Below are 17,950 nucleotides of genomic sequence, written 5' to 3' on the forward strand. Positions count from 1 at the left end.
TCAGTCCTCCGGGTCGACCAGCGCGCGGGCGTAGCGGGCCATCGAGCGCTGGTAGCGCGGCAGATGGGGGGCGAGCGCACCCAGGACCAGCGACAGTCCCTCGCGGTCCCGGCCGAGGCTGGACAGGCACAGTGCCAGGGTGGCCCGTACGGCATCGTCCAACTCGTCGGACGGGGCGTCCAGTTCGGGAGTGAGCAGCTTGACGCCCTCCTCCGCCTGCCCCGTGTTCCGGAGCGAACTGGACAGCTGGATCTTGGCGCGCCGCCCCTTGTAGCCGCTTTCCCGGCTGAGCCCCCTCGCGAGCGCCTCCCGGTACAGCGGGACCGCCTTGTCCGAGTGCCCCGTCGAGTCCCAGGCGGAGGCCTGCTCGAACAGTCCGAGCGGGCTGCCGTCCGGCAGTTCGGCCACGAGCGCGTCGATCACGGCCCGGAACTCGGCCGCCCGTTCCTCCGGATAGTCGTCCAAAGTCGCCCAGGCGGCGACCACGCGCTTTTCCCAGTCCTCGTTCACCGGCACACTTTCGCACAGCCGTACCCGTGGTGACACCAGGATTTGAGCGTCCCGCGCCTCGCAGCCGTATGGGAGGAGACGGACCCCCGCCGGGGCCCGTCCGACGTGACCCGTGACCGGAGGAACAGATGAGGTTGACCCGACCGATGCTCGCGCTGACCGGCGCGGCCGCGGTGCTGGCGCTGGCGGGCTGCGGATCCGGCGGTGACGCGAAGGCCGCCGCGGTGCCCTCCGCGGCCACCGGCAGTCTGGAGCACCTGGCCGCCGAGGTGAAGTGCACGCCCAACATCCAGATCGACGCCGACGAGCTGCGCCAGGCCGTGTGCAAGAAGTCCAAGGACGCCGACGGCAAGTTCATCCTCGCCACCTTCGCCACCGACCGCGGCCAGCGCGAGTGGATCAACGGCGCCAAGGACTACGGCGGTCACTTCCTGGTCGGCCGCAAATGGGTCGCCGTCGGTGACACCACCAAGACGGTGACAGTGCTCCGCAAGACGCTCGGCGGGGACATCGAGGAGGGCACGGACCACTCGAAGATGGGCGCCACCCACTCGGCCCACTGAGGAACCCGAACACGCGAAAGCCGGCGGTGAGAGATTCTCACCGCCGGCTTTCTCAGTGCGTCACTGGCACTTCTTGCCGGTGTTGATGCAGTTGACCATCTTGTTCATCGTGTTCGTGGAGAAGAAGTTGATGAAGTCGTTGTGGTCGGTGATCGGCTTGTGCAGGTTCTCCGGGAAGGTGTCGACCGCGTAGGGGTTGACCACCGTGCCGTTCTCGAGCTTCGGGGCCGGGACGTTGTAGACGAGCCGGACCTGGAGCTGCGGGATCGCCTTGAAGCCGTTGGCGCAGGTGCCGTCCGCCTGGACGAAGGACACGTGCGTGCGGTGGTTGGCGCTGTCGATGTTCTGACCGTCCCAGCAGCTCTGGAAGTTGGTCGTACGCACCACCTGGCTGCCCTGCGGGCAGATCGGGTACTGGTCCTTCAGCTGCACCTTGTTCTCGAAGCCGGTGCAGCTCCAGTTCACGTTGGCGTTGGCGTTGCCGTTGACGAAGGCCTTCGCGTCACCGGTGATGATGCGCAGGGCGGTCGGCATCGCGACGACGTTGCCCTTCTTGTTGCCGACGAACTTCAGCTGCGCCTGGGCGGGCTGGAGGATCTTGCCGACGTTGCCCTCCTTGCCACCACCGTCGTTGTTCTGGTCGAAGTCCTGCGACCCGTCCTGCAGGCGCAGCACCGGCCAGAAGTACGAGGACTTGTCGCCCTGGTTCTGGCAGCTGGTGCCGGCCCCGGCCAGTTCCTGGTCGCTCGCGAAGGCGTCGTTGTTCTGGTTGCCGACGTAGTCGTGCAGGTGGTGGGCGCCGTTGGCGACACCGGGGGCGACGATCACGTTGTCCGTGTTGTGGTTGTCGTTCCCGTTGGTGCCGCACTTCGTGGTGAAGGTGCCCCGCGAGCCCGAGTTGCCGTTGGCCGGGAGGCCGTTCTGGCCGACACCGAGCTGGGCGTTGCCCTGGACCTTGGTGATGTCCACGAAGTCGGCCGCGACCGGGCCGTTGCCGCCCTGACCGCCGTTGCCCTGCTGCTGGCCGCCGTCCTGCTGACCGCCGTCCTGCTGCTGGCCGCCGTCCTGCTGACCGCCGTCCTGCTGGCCACCGTCCTGCTGGCCACCGTCCTGCTGCTGACCGCCGTCCTGCTGCTGGCCACCGTCCTGCTGCTGACCGCCGGTCTCGCCGGCGTTGGTCTGCGCGTTCTGCGTGGTGCAGGCGGCCAACTGGCTGAGCGACGTGTTGAACTGGCCACCGACCCGCTGGATGTCGAGGCGGATCCGGTCGATCGTGGCCGCCCGCTTCTCCTTCAGGGGGCCGACGATGGCGTTCTGGACGAAGCCCGAGTCACCCGCCTGAGCCTGTCGCGTCGAGGCGAGCCTGGCGTAGGCCTCGGTGATCTGCTTGTCCAGGTTGGCCAGCTCCGTGGCCACACCCTGACGCGCCGACTGAGGCACGTTCGTCAGCTTCTGACCGACATCGGGGCAGGAGATGGTCGCCACCTGCGCGGCGGCGGCCTTGGTCTGGTTCTGAGACCAGCCGTCGTTGTTGGACTCGTGCGCCGAGGCGTAGAAGTTCGCCCAGATCAGCCCGCCCCCACCGAGCGCTAGGGCCGCCGACGCGGCTATGGCCTTCGTGGCCATCGACGAGCGGCGTTTACGTGTATTGCGTCCCATGGAACTCCTCTGACTTCCTTTTCCGGGCCATCGAGGCGCCCGACAGGAGTGAAGCGGCTCCCTCCCTTACGGATGCCGTCCCAGGGGTGTTCAGCCGCCCCACAAACAAATCAGAGGTTTGCCGGGCACCGGGCTGACAACAGCCCGTTGAGCAGCAGGAGTTACAGAGAATGAGGGGTCGCTCACCGGCCCTGGTCGAGATACGCGAGCACCGCCAGAACGCGCCGATTGTCGTCGTCCGACACCTCAAGGCCCAGTTTGGCGAAGATGTTGGCGGTGTGTTTGGCGATCGCCCGTTCCGTGACGACGAGCTTTCCGGCGATCGCCGCGTTCGACCGGCCCTGTGCCATCAGTTCCAGCACCTCCCGCTCGCGGGGCGTGATCCGGGCGAGCGGCTGGTCGTCGGCCGCCCGCCGGGTCAGCAACTGCTGGATCACCTGCGGGTCCATCGCCGTACCACCCGCCGCGACCCGTCGTACGGCATCCACGAACTGCTCCGCGTCGAACACCCGGTCCTTGAGCAGATAGCCCACCCCGCCGGTGCCGTCGGCCAGCAACTCGCGCGCGTACAGCTGCTCCACGTGCTGCGACAGCACCAGCACCGGCAGCCCGGGTCTGTCCCGCCGGGCGTTCAGCGCGCACTGCAGCCCCTCGTCGGTGTGCGTCGGCGGCAGCCGTACGTCGACCACGGCGACGTCCGGTTCCAGTTCGGCCAGCGCGCGGGCCAGTTCGGGCCCGCTCTCGACGGCCGCCGCGATCTCGAAGTCGTGCGCCTGAAGGAGCCGCACGAGACCGTCGCGCAGCAGGAAGAGGTCTTCGGCCAGGACTACGCGCAAGGGATCTCCATGGTGACCATGGTGGGACCGCCCGCGGGTGAGCTGACGGCCAGGACGCCGTCGAATGTACCCAGCCGCCGCTCCACTCCGGCCAGTCCCGAACCGGCCGTGATCAGGGCGCCGCCCCGGCCGTTGTCGGTGACCGTGATCCGCAGCATCCCCTCCGCCTGATGCAGGTCGATCCAGATCCGGTCGGCGCCGGAGTGCTTGACCGCGTTGGTGAGGACCTCGCTGACCGCGAAGTAGGCGGCCGACTCCACGGGCGCGTCCGGCCGGCCCTCGAGCTCCACGTTCACCTCGGTCGCAACCGGCAGCCGCAGCGCCAACGCCCGTACGGCGTCGCCCAGTCCGCGCTCGGCCAGCACCGGCGGATGGATGCCGCGCACCAGGTCGCGCAGCTCGGTGAGCGCGTCCACCGAGGACTGACGGGCCTGCGCCAGGAGCCGCTTCGCCTGCGCGGGGTCCTTGTCGAGGAGCATCTCGATGGTGCCGAGATCCATGCCCATGGCGACCAGACGGGCCTGCGCCCCGTCGTGCAGGTCCCGCTCGATGCGCCGCAGTTCGGCCGCGGAGGTGTCCACGGCGTCCCGCCGGGTCTCGGTGAGGACGCGGACGCGTTCGGCCAACTCGCCCTGTCCGGCGCCGAGTACGGCGCGGGTGAGCCGGAAGTGGGCGGTCAGCAGCCGCGGGGCGAGGGGGGCGAGGGCCAGCAGGGCGACGCCCAGGGCGCCGGCGGCGAGCGCGGAGGACTGGTCGCTGACGCGCACGAAGCCGTACCAGTAGCCACCCGTCTTCGCGAGCGGCCGCCACAGCCCGGCCGCGACCGCGAGTCCCTCCAGCGGGTAGAGGACCACCACCGCCGACAGCAGCGCCGTCACGTACCCCGCCGTCATGTCCACCTGCAACCACCGCAGATCCCGCCAGGTCGCCGGGTCGCGCAGCATCGCGTAGGTGCGGGCCCAGGCGTGGGCGTCCTTTGGTATCGGCCGGTACGCCGACGGGATCCGCACCCCGCACCACTCGGCCGCGAGCACCCGCCGCCAGTCCGCGTAGGCACGCACACCCGTCAGCACCCAAGGAGTCGTGAAGACCCCGATCCCGACCGGGACCAGGGCGATGGACACCAGGCTGAGCGTGAACCCGAGCAGCGCCCCCGGCAGCGTCACCAGCGACAGTGCGAGCCCCCGCACGGCCGCGAGACCGATGCCCCGCGTCCTCGTGCTCCAGCTGCCGTTCCGCGTCTCGATGGTCATACGGTCAGTCTCGTCGAGAGGGCGACGCGGGTCACTGGGCCTGGCCGCAGGGTCGGGGGGTGGTGCCAGGTACACCCTCCGCCGCGCTCACACCGTGAATCGCGCCACAGCACCACCCGGTAACACGGGGTTCACATTCGAGCAATGACCGGGAAATCGCCTGTTGACAGGCTCGCGGGCATCAAAGAGGCGGCGTTTCAGTGCCGCAGCGCCGCAGCACCCGCAGTGCGTAGACACATCCCCGAAGGAAGTGGCCCGTGACCTTCAAGGCTGAGTACATCTGGATCGACGGCACCCAGCCGACTGCCAAGCTCCGTTCCAAGACGAAGATCATGGCGGACGACGCCAAGGGCGCGGAGCTGCCGATCTGGGGCTTCGACGGGTCCTCCACGAACCAGGCCGAGGGTCACTCCTCCGACCGTGTCCTCAAGCCGGTCTTCTCCTGCCCCGACCCGATCCGCGGCGGCGACGACATCCTCGTCCTGTGCGAGGTCCTCAACATCGACATGACGCCGCACGAGTCCAACACCCGTGCCGCGCTCACCGAGGTCGCCGAGAAGTTCGCCTCCCAGGAGCCGATCTTCGGCATCGAGCAGGAGTACACGTTCTTCAAGGACGGCTACCCCCTCGGCTTCCCCAAGGGCGGCTTCCCGGCCCCGCAGGGCGGCTACTACTGCGGTGTCGGCGCGGACGAGATCTTCGGCCGTGACGTCGTCGAGGCGCACCTGGAGAACTGCCTCAAGGCGGGCCTCGCGATCTCCGGCATCAACGCCGAGGTCATGCCCGGCCAGTGGGAGTTCCAGGTCGGCCCGGTCTCCCCGCTGGAGGTCTCCGACCACCTGTGGGTGGCCCGCTGGCTGCTCTACCGCACCGCCGAGGACTTCGGCATCGCCGCCACCCTGGACCCGAAGCCGGTCAAGGGCGACTGGAACGGCGCGGGCGCGCACACCAACTTCTCCACCAAGGCGATGCGCGAGGGCTACGACGCGATCATCACCGCCTGCGAGTCGCTCGGTGAGGGCTCCAAGCCCCTCGACCACGTCAAGAACTACGGCGCCGGCATCGACGACCGCCTGACCGGTCTGCACGAGACCGCCCCGTGGAACGAGTACTCCTACGGTGTCTCCAACCGTGGCGCCTCGGTCCGTATCCCGTGGCAGGTCGAGAAGGACGGCAAGGGCTACATCGAGGACCGCCGCCCGAACGCCAACGTCGACCCGTACCTGGTGACGCGTCTGATCGTCGACACCTGCTGCTCCGCGCTGGAGAAGGCCGGCCAGGTCTGATCCCCGCCTTCAGCCTCCCGAGGGGCGCCCACCGGCCACGGTGGGCGCCCCTCGGCGTGTTACCGGTGGGGCGGGCACGCCGGGAAGTGTCCGAGCAGTGAGAGAAGGCTCCTGTCGCGGGCCCGTGTCTGCTTCAATGGGCTCATGGCCAGCTTCCAGAAGTGCAGCGCGACGGGTCGCCATGACCTCGAGCCCTTCTGGCCTTCCCGTCAGCACCACGACTTCGACCGGGTGTGTTGCCGCGCGATGAACGCGCCGGCCCTCTAAAGCCGTATACCCCGGCCTTCGGCCAGCGCGCGGACGTACGTCTCCCGACGACCCTCTCGCGCGAAAGAGCTGACCTCATGGCGACCACTCGTTCTCTCTCCACCGCCCCCCTCACCACCCCGTCCGAGAACGGCGCACGGCACCGACTCCGAGCCGTCCGCCCCGACGAGGTTCCCGAAGCACCGGATTTCCTTCCTCCAGGCGCCACCTGGCTGCCCGCTCCCCAGCACACCCTGCCCGTCCTGCCGGGCCAGCCCCCGATGATCGGCTACCTCGTGCTCGTCCCGGCCGACCAGCACCAGCCCTTCCGGCCGGAACCGACGGTCACGGACGCGGACGCCGACGCCCCCCTCGTGCGGATCGACACCGTGCAGCGCACCGCCGAGGTGAACGGTGAGGAACTCGACCTGACCTACCTGGAGTTCGAGCTCCTCGCCCACCTCGTCCAGAACCCCCACCGGGTGCACACCCGCGACCAGCTGGTCACCACGGTCTGGGGCTACGGCCACGTGGGCGACGGCCGTACCGTAGACGTCCACATCGCCCGGCTGCGCCGCAAGCTGGGCGCGGAATTCCGGGGCGCGATCCAGACCGTGCGCCGGGTCGGCTACAAGTACACCCCGCCGACCGGCGGCTGACTGTCTGCCCAGGGCAGATCCGGGTTCCCTCACGGCGCTCCGGCGGGCACAGTCACCGGCATGAGACTTCTTCTGCTGGGTGGTACGGAGTTCGTCGGCCGGGCCGTCGCCGAGGCGGCCCTGGAACGCGGCTGGGACGTGACCGTCTTCCACCGGGGACGGCACGCGCCCGTGGCCGGGGTGCGGTCGCTGCACGGCGACCGCACCGCGCCCGACGGTCTCACGGCCCTGGCCGAAGGGGGCCCCTGGGACCTGGTCGTCGACACCTGGTCGGCGGCGCCCCGCGCGGTCCGGGACGCGGCGCGGCTGCTGCGGGGCCGCGCCGACCGGTATGTGTACGTGTCGAGTTGCTCGGTGTACACCTGGCCGCAGCCGGCCGGATACACCGAAGACGCGCCCGTGGTCGAGGGCGCCGGGGCAGACGCGGAGCAGACCGACTACGCCCGGGACAAACGGGGCGGTGAACTGGCCGCCGTCGAGGCGTTCGGCACGGACCGGTCCCTGCTCGTACGGGCCGGGCTGATCCTCGGCCCGTACGAGAACATCGGCCGCCTGCCGTGGTGGCTGGGCCGCATCGCCCGCGGCGGGCCGGTCCTCGCCCCGGGGCCACGCGACCTTCCCCTCCAGTACGTCGACGTCCGCGACCTGGCGCAGTGGACGCTGGGCGCCGCCGAGGCGGAGCTGAGCGGCCCGTACAACCTGGTCAGCCCGCCCGGCCACACCACCATGGCCGAACTCCTCGGCGCCTGCGTGGCCGTGACCGGCTCGAACGCGGAGTTGCGCTGGGCCGATCCGAACGCAGTCCTCGCCGCGGGCATCGCCCCGTGGACCGGCCTCCCGGTGTGGGTACCGCCGGGCTCCGACCTCCACGACACCCTCCACGGCGGGGACACCTCGCGGGCCGCCGAGGCAGGCCTGCGCTGCCGTCCGGTCACCGAGACGGTGTCCGACACCTGGCGCTGGTTGCGGGACCTCGGCGGGGTGGCTCCCCAGCGCCCGGACCGGCCGGTGGTCGGCATCGATGCGGAGACGGAGGCGAAGGCGCTGGCGGGTCTCTAGCCCGCGGACCGCCTCACCCGACCTTCTCGATCAGAGCCCGGCGGATGAGGAACTTGCCCGGCTCCCGCACCTGTTCGAAGGCCGCGTTGTTGAGCAGCGCACAGCTGCCGGAGACCGAAGTGACCTCCACCGTCGTGGACTTGTTGTTGTCCAGGTTGGTGACCTTCAGCTTCGTGCCGGCCGGGAACTGGTTGCTGGACGCGGCGGGTGCACCGCCCTCACCGGAGAGTGTGACGGTCGAGCCGTTGCACACCTGCTGCCCGGAGGCGGCGTTTCCCGCGGGGGGAGCCTGAGTAGCGGGCGCTGACGCGGGCGCGGACGCGGCCTGTGAGGGCTGCACCGTGGCGGCCTGGGAGTCCTGAGCCGACTCCCCGACCGCACAACCGGACGCTTCCTGCTGCACCTTGATCTGCGTGATCACCGCTTCCCGGTTGGCGATCCGGGCCGCCGACTGGGCGTCGGGAGCGGAGCGCTGCCCCTCGATGAACCGCTGGTTGTTGCCGAGCGCGGTGGCGAGTCCCTGGCAGACCGTCGATTCCGCCGCCGTCTTCGGACTCTGCGCGGCGTTCGAGGTGCTGGCCATCACGAAGGCCCCACCACCCGCCACCGCCGCCGCGCTCACCAGCAGCGCGATCTTCTTCTTCGTACCGAGTGTTCTCCTGCGCGACATCCGCGCCTCCTGAGAGCTAGGGGAGCGTACGCCGCTATGTACGAGATACCGAACGAGGTTACTCAGTGGTTACAGGAGTCATCAGACGTAACCTGCGTCACACCCCGCTATTTCCTGGCCAGGGCATCCCGTACGGCGTCCTCGGTGCGGCCGACCACCGCGGAGCCGTCGTCCGCCGTGATGATGGGTCGCTGGATCAGCTTCGGGTGTTCGGCGAGCGCGGTGATCCACCGGTCGCGCGAACTGTCGTCCCGGGCCCACTCCTTGAGGCCGAGCTCCTTGGCGGCGGCCTCCTGGGTGCGGGTGATGTCCCACGGTTCGAGCCCGAGCCGGACGAGCACCTCGCGGATCTCCTCCTCGCTCGGGACGTCCTCCAGATAGCGGCGGACGGTGTACTCGGCGCCCTCCGCGTCGAGCAGGCCGATCGCGCTGCGGCACTTCGAACAGGCCGGATTGATCCAGATCTCCATGGTGTCCACGGTACGCGAAAACCCGTCTTCCACCTGCGTCACAGCACCCCCGAAAGCCCTTGTGGCCAGGGGCTTTTGTCAGTGGCGGACGGTAGAATAAAACCAGTGTTCGAGGGCGTCGCCGGGTTCCCCGGTGGCCGTCCTTATCGCGACAGGAGGATGCCTGTGCCCGCTGCCGCACTGAAGGCGAAGCCGTTCCCGACCCAGTCCACCGCGAAGCACCCCGTGCTGCTCGACCTGCCGTACACCCCCGTGGAGAAGCGCCCGTTGCCGCCGGGCCGTCCCCGCGAGTGGTATGTCACCCACAACCGCCGCCTCAAGGCGATGCGGCTCGCGATCGCCCTGCTCGACTCCGGCGTCTACGTGCCGAACCAGGCCCGCAACGAGACGATCCGGGACACGGCGGAGATGATCGGCGTCCACCCACCGTCGGACACGACGTGCCACATGGTGCGGGCGCTGATGCGCTACTCGCGGTAGGCCGTGGCGCCGGGCGCCCTCCTGGGCGCCCGGCGTTCCGGTCAGCCGGCGCCCCCGGCCAACTCCTTCTCCAACGGCACCCGGAACCGCGGTGTCACGCGCGTCGCCCCCACCCACCCCCGCAGTCGCTCCGCCTCCGCCGCGACGGCCGCCTCGGCCTCGCTCCCCACGCCCTCCGTGTCCAGCAGCCGCCAGACGATCTCCCCGTCGGGCCGCTGTCCCCAACCCCCCACCACCCGCCCGTTCCACCACACCGTCGGTCCCACGTTGCCGCTGCGGTCGAACAGGGCGGGCCGCAGCGACGGCGCCAGGTACCAGTCCCGTTGCTGCCAGCCCATCGCCGTCGGATCGAGGCCGGGCAGCAACGCCGCCCAGGGCTCCACGGGGCCCGTGACCGGTCCGGCGTCGCCGTCGACGACGTAGGCCGGCCCCTCGTCCACGGACACCCGGATCGCATGGATCGTCGCGAGCGCGCGGCGGACGTCGGTCACCTTCCAGCCCGTCCACCACTTCAGGTCGGCCTCGGTGGCGGGGCCGCACACGGTGAGCCAGCGCCGCAGCAACTCGGCCTGGGCCTCGGCCACGTCGAGTTCGGGATGCGGGGGTGCCACCGCCCAGCGGAACTGCGTGGAGATCCAGGAGCCGAGCGGCCGGCCGCGGACCACCTTGCCCTCCACGCCGAGCACCCTCAACAGGCGGCTCGAGACGGAGTGGACGCCCTCGTAGCTCTTCCCGGCCGCGTACACGAACTGCTCCCGCAGCCGCGGCTCGTCCTCGGCGAGCTCCGTCGCCGTCGCCTCGCCGCGCCGGGCGAGCGCGGCAAGCGTCGCCTCCTCGACCTCCTTCAGCCAGGTCGCGTCCGGGGCCCCGGCCTTCGCCATGTCCTTGACGAGAGAGGCCCGTTCCCGCGCGGCGACCGCGAGGCCGGTCGAGGCGTGCACGATGGCGGTGAGCTCGGTCGGGAACGCGAACACGGTGTGCCGCATCCCGTGCATCCGCACCAACGACCGGTCCTCGTACAACGCCCGCTCGGTCTCCGCGACGGTCCCCGAGGGATCCACGAGCCGCGCGCCGACCGCCAGATACACGGTCGCCGGGTCGGACCCGTGCAGCGCGACCAGAGCCCCGGCCACCTCCTCGGGACTCCCCACCCGAGCCGCCCCGGCAAGCTGCTGCCGCAACGCCAGCCGAGCCCGCCGCTCGTCGACCCCGATGTACCGCACTCCGTCATCCAAGCCCATACGGCCCATCCTGACCCAGGGCACTGACAACGCGCCCTATAGGGGCGCGGGGAACTGCGCGACCAGCCACGATGGCGCGGCAGATACACGACGACACACCGCACCCCCGACGCACACGTCACCCGATCGCCGTACCCCGCATGCGCACCTGCCCCCTCCGGCCCTTCACTGCGATGAGGAGGTGAACGACACCGGCGACCAGGAGGCGAGCGTGACCCGGAGACAGGGCACATGAACACCCCCGCCACCCGCGCGGAGCGCGGCCGCACCGCCCGCAAACGCGTCCCCCGTTCCGCCCACGCCCTCTGGATACCGTCCGTCGACCGCCCCGACCCCGTCGCCGTACTGGAACGGCAGGGCCGCGACCGGCTCCCGGAGCTGCTGCCCATCCGGTACGGCAGGATGTCGGCCTCCCCCTTCGCCTTCCTGCGCGGCGCTGCCGCCGTGATGGCCGCCGATCTCGCCGCCCAGCCCCACACCGGCCTCACCGTGCAGCTCTGCGGCGACGCCCACCTGCTCAACTTCGGCCTCTACGCCTCCCCGGAACGCTCCCTCCTCTTCGACCTCGACGACTTCGACGAGACCTTCCCCGGCCCCTTCGAGTGGGACGTCAAACGGCTCGCCGCGAGCGTCGCCGTGGCCGCCCGCGAGAACGGACACGGCGAGGCCAAGGCCCACCGGGCGGCGGGGGAGGCCGTCACCGCGTACCGCACGGCCATGCGCCGACTGGCCCGCATGGGCGAGCTGGAGGTCTGGTACGCGAGCGCCGACGCCGACAGCCTGCTGCCCCTCGTGCGTTCCGCCCGTCACCGCCGGCAGGTGGAGTCCAGCCTCACCCGGGCCCGGCGCCGCACCAGCATCCAGGCCCTCGGCAAGCTCACGGAGGTCGTCGACGGCCGCCGCCGCATCGTCCACGACCCGCCGCTCCTCGAGCCGGCCGGCGCCTCCGACATGGCCAGCCTGCGCAAGATCTTCAGCGACTACCGCTCCACGCTCTCCGAGGAACGCCGGCTGCTCCTGGACCGCTTCCGCTTCGTCGACGCGGCCCGCAAGGTCGTCGGCGTCGGGAGCGTCGGCCTGCGCTGCTTCATCGTGCTGCTGGAGGGGCGGGACGTCGACGACCCGCTGTTCCTGCAGCTCAAGGAAGCGCGGGAATCCGTACTGGAGGAGTATCTGCCGCATGGCCCGTACGACCATCCCGGCCGCCGTGTGGTCGTGGGCCAGCGGCTGCTGCAGGCGGCGAGCGACATCTTCCTGGGCTGGATGAGCGGACCGCAGGGGCGCGCCTACTACTGGCGCAGGCTGCGTGACATGAAGGGCGCCGCGGACGTCGCCGGCATGCCCCCGGCCGACCTCAGGGCCTACGCCCGCCTGTGCGGCACCACCCTGGCCCGCGCCCACGCCCGCTCCGGCGACCGCATCGCCATCGCCGCGTACCTGGGCACCTCTGACACCTTCGACCAGTCGGTCGCCGACTTCGCGCTCACCTACGCCGACCGGACCACGAACGACCACGCGGTCCTGTCCGCCGCCATCGCGGCAGGTGTCGTCACGGCGGCCCCGGGCGAGTGACCCCCGGCCGCCCGCCACTCACCCGTACCGCTCCACCAGCCCCCGCACGTACGCCTCCAGCCGCCCGCCCAGCATCCGGGGCGTCAACTCGGTCCGCCCGAGTTCGCGCCACGGTCCGGCGAGCTTGGCCGCGTCGGGGCAGTAGGCGAGCGCGTCGAGGAGCCGCCAGTACAAGTGGTCCGGCCCGTCGGCGAGCCGGTATCCGCCGTGGGCCTCGTACCGCTGCCGGAAGGCGAGGCCGTGTTCGGGGCCGTGGAGCAGGGCGAGGGCTGTTGAGCAGTGGGCGACGTCCAGGTCGGCGGGTCCCCAGGAGGTCTCCACCCAGTCGACCACCCCGCTGATCCGCAGGTCGTCGCCCGCCCCGGTGAACAGCACGTTCCCGGGGTGGAAGTCCCGGTGCAGGAAGCATCCTTCGTACGGCGGCGGGTCCTGGCGGATCACGTCCACGGCCCGCTCCCACAGTCGGCCCCGCACCCCGTGCACCTTCTCCGGCCGGGTCCACGCCTGGTAGGTGCGCGGCCGCTGCTCGGGAACGACCCGGTGGATCCGTACGAGTTGGGCCGCCAGCAGGTCCAGGCGCCGTTCGAGATCCTCTTCGTCTACGCGTACCCGCCCCGGCAGCCGGGACATCAACAGCGAGGGATGGTCGCAGTGTTCGGCCGTCGTGTCGACGGCGACGGGCTCGGGGGCCGGAACACCGTCGGCGTCGGCGAGCAGCGCCAGGATCGAGGCCTCGCGGCCCAGCAGACCGGGGGCGTGGTGCCGGAAGAACGGCTTCACGAACGACCGCAGGACCAGCTCGGTGCCGTCGTCGAGGGTGAGCCGTCGCATCTGGGAGCTCCAACCTCCCGACAGAAAGCCCGAGTCGACGACCGAACGGCCCTCGGGGAGCTGCTTGGCGACCCAGCCCCGGGTCGCCGTCCAGCCCCGGTCGCCGAGCCCGGTCAGCAGCGCGGTCACCAACTCCCGCCGGTCGTCGGCGTGATCGCGCAGCCACAGGCCCAACTGGTGGTCTGCATCCGGCAGTTCGAGGCGTGTGAACTGGGCCCGGGAGGCCAGCGCCTCCTGCACGGCCTCGGTCACCTCCGGCGGGATCACCGCGTCCGTGCCCGGCACGGCGAGCACCGCCCGTCCCTCGTACGCCCGCAGCACCTCCAGCGCCGGAGACCGCCGCCAGCTGTCCGGCCGCCGGATGATCCCGCTGAACCTCCCGTCACCGTGCCCGAACGGCACCTCCCAGGCCTCGGCCGCGTACACGGCGGGCGCGCACAGTCCCAGCGCCGCCACCCGCTTGCCGTAGTGGCGGGTCAGGTCCGCCACCGTCTGGCCGCTCATGCTGAACCCGACCAGCACCAGCGGCCCGTCCGCCGGGGCGTGCGCGTCGATCACGGCGACCGCCTGCTCGAATCGGCGGCGCAGACTCAACTCGCCGAGTTCGCCCGCGCTTTCGCCGTGCCCCGAGAAGTCGAAGGCGAGCGCGCGGCAGCCGTGCGCCACGAACTCCTCGAGCAGCGGCAGGAGTCGCTCCTTGCTGCCGCGGCCGGCCCCGTGCAGCAGTACGGCGGTGACAGCGGTGGGACGACTGTCAATGCTCCCGCCGTGGACGCCACACAGGCGCTCACCGGCGTGTTCCTGTGTGAAGGACTCGGGCATGCCGTCAACTCCAGAGTGCGGGGAAAGAGCTTCGCGCAGGGCAGGCATCACCCCGCCCCTCCGGGGCTACTCTTCTACACCACACCCACGCACACGGAGGCCCGTCATGGGCACCATCGTCATTTCCGGGACCGTCGTCCTGGTCATCCTGGGCTTCGGGAACCACATCTGGTGGCTTGTCGCCGTCGCCCTGCTCTTCGTGTACATGCAGTACGGCCGGGGCGGTACCTCGGCGTCCTCGCCGGGCGGCCCGTCCGGCGGCGCTTCGGGGGCTACGCCCGGCAGTTACCGGGCGTACCGCGACCGCCGTGACAAGCAGGCCAGGTGGGACCGCCGTTACCGCCGCGAGCACCCCCTGGAGTCCCGTCGGCAGGCACGCGAGAGAAAGGGCTAGGGCCAGGGCCTCAGAGGCCGGGGGCACCCCACAGGGGGAACCAGCGGTTCAGGTCCTGCTCGATCCGCAGATCGTTCGTGAGCGCGGCCTTCACCCGCAGCTCCAGCGGGTTGTCGCGCCGCTGTCCCTCGCCGGGGAGCGGCGCGAAGGGGTAGAAGCTGCCACGCTTGTAGAGGTACACCAGCGCGAGGGAGCGGCCCTCGCTGTCCTGGAACCCGGCGAGCGAGCACAGCAGTTGCGGCCCGAAGCCGTTGACCTCCATCGAACTGTTCACCGCGTGCAGGTCGTTGACCAGCTGCGGCAGCTGGTCCGGGGTGCGCTCGGAGACCAGCCAGGAGTAACCGAAGTCGTCCCGCCGCAGTTCCACCGGGGGGCCGTCCCGGTCGGCGTCCGCGTCCAGCAGGGCCTGGACCTCCCGGTGCGTCTGCTCGAAGGCCGCCCCCTCGACCGTGGCGAAGCACACCGCCCCGCGTCCGGTCGGCGTGAAGGAGGCGGCCGCCTCCAGCGTGACGGCCGCCGACGGCAGCGCGAAGAGCTGGTCGAGATCGGGCGCGACGGGCTTCGTGCGCCCGAGCAGGATGTCCAGCAGCCCCATCCTCAGCCCGCCTCACCTTTCCCGGGCGTCGCCGCCTCACCCAACTCGGCCGAGATCCGACCCAGTTGCTCCAGCCGCTGTTCCAGGGACGGGTGGGTCGAGAAGATCCGCTCGATGCCGGGCTCCTTGCCGGTGGCAGGGGTGAAGTAGAAGGCGTTGAAGGCCTGGGCGGTGCGCAGGTCCTTGGTGGGGATGCGGGCGAGCTCGCCGGAGACCTTGGTGAGCGCGGAGGCGAGTGCCGAGGGCCGGCCGGTGAGGTGGGCCGCGGCCCGGTCCGCCGCCAGCTCCCGGTACCGGGACAGTGCCCTGATCAGCAGGAAGCTGAGCGCGTACACGGCCGCCGAGACACCCATCACGGCGGCGAAGATCACGGCGGTGTTCTGGTCCTTCCGCCCGCCGAACAGCTGGCTGTAGAAGGCGAACCGCACGATGAGCCCGGCGATCACGCCCAGGAACGAGGCGATGGTGATCACGGCCACGTCCTTGTGCGCCACGTGCGACAGCTCGTGCGCGAGCACACCCTCCAGCTCGGCGGGATCCAGCCGCCGCAGCAGCCCCGTGGTCACACACACCACGGCGTTGTCCGGGTTCCGGCCGGTGGCGAACGCGTTGGGCATGTCCATCGTGGACACGGCGATCACGGGCTTGGGCATGTCGGCGATGGCACACAGCCGGTCGACCACCGCATGCAGCTCGGGATACTCCTCGCGCCCCACGACCTTCCCGCGCATCGCGAACATCGCGATCCTGTCGGAGAACCAGAACTGCGCCACGAACATCACGGCGATCAGGGCCACGACCAGCAGCCAGGACTTCAGCAACACGATCAACGCGGCGAAGAAGGCCACGTACAGCAGTCCGAGCAGGAACATGGTGACCGTCATCCGCACGGTCAGCCGCCGGTCGCTCCGGAAACGACTCCGCATCTGCACCACCCCGCAGTCAGGCACTCGTCCCACCGTCCAGTGTGCACCTGGCCCAGCCCATGAAGCGGTCGCGATCAGCCCTAGGGGCAGCAAAGGCTCAGGCCTTGAGCCCGGCCTCCCACTTCAGCCTCTTCAACCCGTACTCGTCGAACAGACGCGCCCGTTCCAGCAGCTCACCCACCGCCGCCGACCCCGGCGGCACCCCCGCCGTCGGATGCCAGCGCAGCACGGACTGCCGGGCCCAGTGCCGCAGCTTGTCGTCCGGATCGTCGACCAGCGCGACGGCGGCCCGCAGCCGTACGAGCCCGCCGTACGCGTTGAGCAGCCGGAAGGCGGAGACCCGCGTCTCCCGGGGCCGCTCCACCGCCAGCCGCTCCAGCAGCCATCCGTCGTCCAGCATCCGCGCGGACGGCATCAGAGCCAGGGTCGCCTCCCGCACCACACCGGGCGCGGGATCGTCGAGCAGCGCCCGCAGCCGCCGTACGTCCAGCACGTCCAGCGCCCGCAGCCCGCCCACGGCGCGCGCCCTGACCACCGGATCCGGATACGAGGTCAACGCCCACAGCACCTCGGCGTCACTCCGGTCGCCGCACTCCGCGAGCCCGCTCACCACCCCCCCCGACAGCGCCGCATCGCCGGCCTCGGCGCACCGCCGCCGGTACCACTCCACCGGCTCACCCCCGGACTGCCGTACGACATACCGCGCACAGGCCCGCACCACCCCGGCCCGGTCGGCGAGAAACCCGACCGCCCGCTCCCCGCGCCCGGCCCGCCGCAACGCGGTCACCCCGGCCGACCGCGCCCGCGGATTGCGGGCGGCGAGCAGCGGTTCGAGTACGTCGTCGTCCGCGCCGCCTTCCGCCACGGCGGCCAGCGCGGCTTCGGCGCACAGGCCCTGGACGACGGTGTCCTCGTCCCGGGCGGCGGCGCGGGCCAGCTCGGCGGGGGAGAGGAAGCCCTCCTCGACAGCGAGCCGGTGGGCGAAGCGGCGCACGGTGCGGTCGGCATGGGTGAGGAGCGGAAGCAGCGCCTCGCGGTCCGCCGAGCGCAGCACCTTCTCGATCAGGCCGAGGGCGAAGTCACCCCGGTGCCGGATGCCGATCCGCAGGGCGAGCGGGGTCAGCGCGGTCGCGGTCTCCACGGTGACCGCCTCGGCCCACCGCGTCCTGGCCCGGTCCCGCACCGGTTCGGCCCAGTCCGCGCACCGGATCACGACCAACGGCAGCAGCTCCGGCCGCCCCGCGACCTCCCCCAGCGCCCACTCGCGGATCCTCCCGTCCCGTTGGCACAGGCCGAGCGCGATCTGGCCGTCGGTCAGCGTCCACCCCTGTTCGGTCCGCTGCCAGGCCGGCAGCCAGGTGCCGTCGGCCGAGGACCGGGCACTGTGCCGCACCGCCTCGTCCAGCGCGATCCAGACAGCCGGGTCGGCCACGTCGAACATGGCCTCCCGCAGGACCGCCCCCTTGGCGAGGCGTACCGCCGCCTGCGCCCCGTTCCAGATACTGCTCCGCACGTCCGCCCCTTACCTGCTCAGCGCGCTAGAACGGACGGAAGCCCGCATACCCCAGCACCAGAATGATCACTGCCACGGTCCCGAGGACGATGGCCGTCGACCTCCAGGACGAGCGGCTCGGTGCCCTCGGCTCCGGGTCGGCACGGAACGGCTGTGGCTTCGGCGGGTTCTCCTTCCAACGGGCGGCGAGCATCCGGGCCCGGGCAGAGGGCTCCTTGAGCTCGGCCCCGTCGGCCCACTTGATGTCGAACTCCCGCTCGCCGTCCTCGTCCTGCGCTGACATCCCCGTATCCCCCGTCGTCTCCTGTCGAACAGCTGTGCAGAAAACGATACGACGGCGCCCCCGTCCCGGGAAACGGGAACGG

General features: G+C 71.0%; 19 protein-coding genes. 7 read left to right on the plus strand and 12 right to left on the minus strand.

The features are described from left to right. Positions 1-528, minus strand: coding sequence for a tetratricopeptide repeat protein (locus M2157_RS34515; RefSeq protein ID WP_280858986.1), 528 nt, complete (start codon positions 526-528; stop codon positions 1-3). 110 nt (positions 529-638) lie between these two features. Here M2157_RS34515 and M2157_RS34520 point away from each other — a divergent pair, with 110 nt between their 5' ends. Continuing rightward, the gene (locus tag M2157_RS34520) at positions 639-1,073 is read left to right on the plus strand and encodes a hypothetical protein (RefSeq protein ID WP_063803809.1); all 435 of its coding nucleotides are present in this window, start codon (positions 639-641) and stop codon (positions 1,071-1,073) included. A gap of 60 nt (positions 1,074-1,133) precedes the next feature. Here the strand turns inward: M2157_RS34520 and M2157_RS34525 are convergent, their stop codons facing one another. The 3 genes from M2157_RS34525 to M2157_RS34535 form a co-directional block, all read right to left on the minus strand. After that, on the minus strand, positions 1,134-2,732 hold the full coding sequence (locus M2157_RS34525) for a DUF1996 domain-containing protein (RefSeq protein ID WP_280867190.1): 1,599 nt from the start codon (positions 2,730-2,732) through the stop codon (positions 1,134-1,136). Positions 2,733-2,914: 182 nt separating this feature from the next. Further along, positions 2,915-3,568 carry a response regulator transcription factor gene (locus M2157_RS34530; protein ID WP_069764337.1) on the minus strand — a complete coding sequence of 218 codons (654 nt, stop codon included), beginning with the start codon at positions 3,566-3,568 and terminating at the stop codon, positions 2,915-2,917. Further along, positions 3,559-4,821: a sensor histidine kinase gene (locus M2157_RS34535; protein ID WP_280867191.1), complete on the minus strand. Its 1,263-nt coding sequence runs from the start codon at positions 4,819-4,821 to the stop codon at positions 3,559-3,561. Before M2157_RS34535 ends, M2157_RS34530 begins: the two co-directional genes overlap by 10 nt. A gap of 257 nt (positions 4,822-5,078) precedes the next feature. Here M2157_RS34535 and glnII point away from each other — a divergent pair, with 257 nt between their 5' ends. The 3 genes from glnII (at position 5,079) to M2157_RS34550 (ending at position 8,071) form a co-directional block, all read left to right on the plus strand. Next, positions 5,079-6,107 (plus strand): glutamine synthetase, encoded by a 1,029-nt coding sequence (glnII, locus tag M2157_RS34540; RefSeq protein ID WP_057611728.1) that lies wholly within the window; start codon positions 5,079-5,081, stop codon positions 6,105-6,107. Positions 6,108-6,451: 344 nt separating this feature from the next. Then, entirely contained in the window at positions 6,452-7,012 is a 561-nt protein-coding gene (locus M2157_RS34545; RefSeq protein ID WP_280857117.1) for a winged helix-turn-helix domain-containing protein, read from the plus strand. A gap of 60 nt (positions 7,013-7,072) precedes the next feature. After that, positions 7,073-8,071, plus strand: coding sequence for an SDR family oxidoreductase (locus tag M2157_RS34550; protein ID WP_280867192.1), 999 nt, complete (start codon positions 7,073-7,075; stop codon positions 8,069-8,071). 13 nt (positions 8,072-8,084) lie between these two features. On the opposite strand, the gene M2157_RS34555 is transcribed toward M2157_RS34550, so the two are convergent. Beyond that, positions 8,085-8,741: a hypothetical protein gene (locus tag M2157_RS34555; RefSeq protein ID WP_280867194.1), complete on the minus strand. Its 657-nt coding sequence runs from the start codon at positions 8,739-8,741 to the stop codon at positions 8,085-8,087. A gap of 107 nt (positions 8,742-8,848) precedes the next feature. Next, positions 8,849-9,211 carry an arsenate reductase family protein gene (locus tag M2157_RS34560; protein ID WP_280867195.1) on the minus strand — a complete coding sequence of 121 codons (363 nt, stop codon included), beginning with the start codon at positions 9,209-9,211 and terminating at the stop codon, positions 8,849-8,851. Positions 9,212-9,376: 165 nt separating this feature from the next. Between M2157_RS34560 and M2157_RS34565 the strand changes: the two genes are divergently transcribed. Beyond that, positions 9,377-9,691 (plus strand): hypothetical protein, encoded by a 315-nt coding sequence (locus M2157_RS34565; RefSeq protein WP_280857113.1) that lies wholly within the window; start codon positions 9,377-9,379, stop codon positions 9,689-9,691. 41 nt (positions 9,692-9,732) lie between these two features. Here the strand turns inward: M2157_RS34565 and M2157_RS34570 are convergent, their stop codons facing one another. Beyond that, positions 9,733-10,932 carry a winged helix DNA-binding domain-containing protein gene (locus tag M2157_RS34570; protein WP_280867196.1) on the minus strand — a complete coding sequence of 400 codons (1,200 nt, stop codon included), beginning with the start codon at positions 10,930-10,932 and terminating at the stop codon, positions 9,733-9,735. Between the two features lie 231 nt (positions 10,933-11,163). Between M2157_RS34570 and M2157_RS34575 the strand changes: the two genes are divergently transcribed. After that, positions 11,164-12,504, plus strand: a complete 1,341-nt coding sequence (locus M2157_RS34575; RefSeq protein WP_280867197.1) for a DUF2252 domain-containing protein — start codon at positions 11,164-11,166, stop codon at positions 12,502-12,504. 18 nt (positions 12,505-12,522) lie between these two features. Here M2157_RS34575 and M2157_RS34580 read toward each other — a convergent pair whose 3' ends face one another. Further along, complete coding sequence (locus M2157_RS34580) at positions 12,523-14,157, minus strand: phosphotransferase (RefSeq protein WP_280867198.1); 1,635 nt, start codon at positions 14,155-14,157, stop codon at positions 12,523-12,525. 106 nt (positions 14,158-14,263) lie between these two features. On the opposite strand from M2157_RS34580, the gene M2157_RS34585 reads away from it, so the two are divergent. After that, positions 14,264-14,551, plus strand: a complete 288-nt coding sequence (locus M2157_RS34585; RefSeq protein WP_280857109.1) for a hypothetical protein — start codon at positions 14,264-14,266, stop codon at positions 14,549-14,551. A gap of 10 nt (positions 14,552-14,561) precedes the next feature. Here the strand turns inward: M2157_RS34585 and M2157_RS34590 are convergent, their stop codons facing one another. The 4 genes from M2157_RS34590 to M2157_RS34605 form a co-directional block, all read right to left on the minus strand. Next, a complete protein-coding gene (locus M2157_RS34590; RefSeq protein ID WP_057611740.1) occupies positions 14,562-15,146 on the minus strand; it encodes a hypothetical protein in 585 nt (194 codons plus the stop codon). A gap of 2 nt (positions 15,147-15,148) precedes the next feature. Continuing rightward, positions 15,149-16,072 (minus strand): zinc metalloprotease HtpX, encoded by a 924-nt coding sequence (gene htpX / locus M2157_RS34595; protein WP_266530223.1) that lies wholly within the window; start codon positions 16,070-16,072, stop codon positions 15,149-15,151. A gap of 97 nt (positions 16,073-16,169) precedes the next feature. Then, positions 16,170-17,513: a hypothetical protein gene (locus M2157_RS34600; RefSeq protein WP_280868322.1), complete on the minus strand. Its 1,344-nt coding sequence runs from the start codon at positions 17,511-17,513 to the stop codon at positions 16,170-16,172. 97 nt (positions 17,514-17,610) lie between these two features. After that, positions 17,611-17,868: a hypothetical protein gene (locus tag M2157_RS34605; protein ID WP_280857108.1), complete on the minus strand. Its 258-nt coding sequence runs from the start codon at positions 17,866-17,868 to the stop codon at positions 17,611-17,613. Positions 17,869-17,950 lie beyond the last annotated feature (82 nt).

Origin of the sequence: Streptomyces sp. SAI-127, from assembly GCF_029894425.1 — a bacterium.
Taxonomy (GTDB): Bacteria; Actinomycetota; Actinomycetes; order Streptomycetales; family Streptomycetaceae; genus Streptomyces.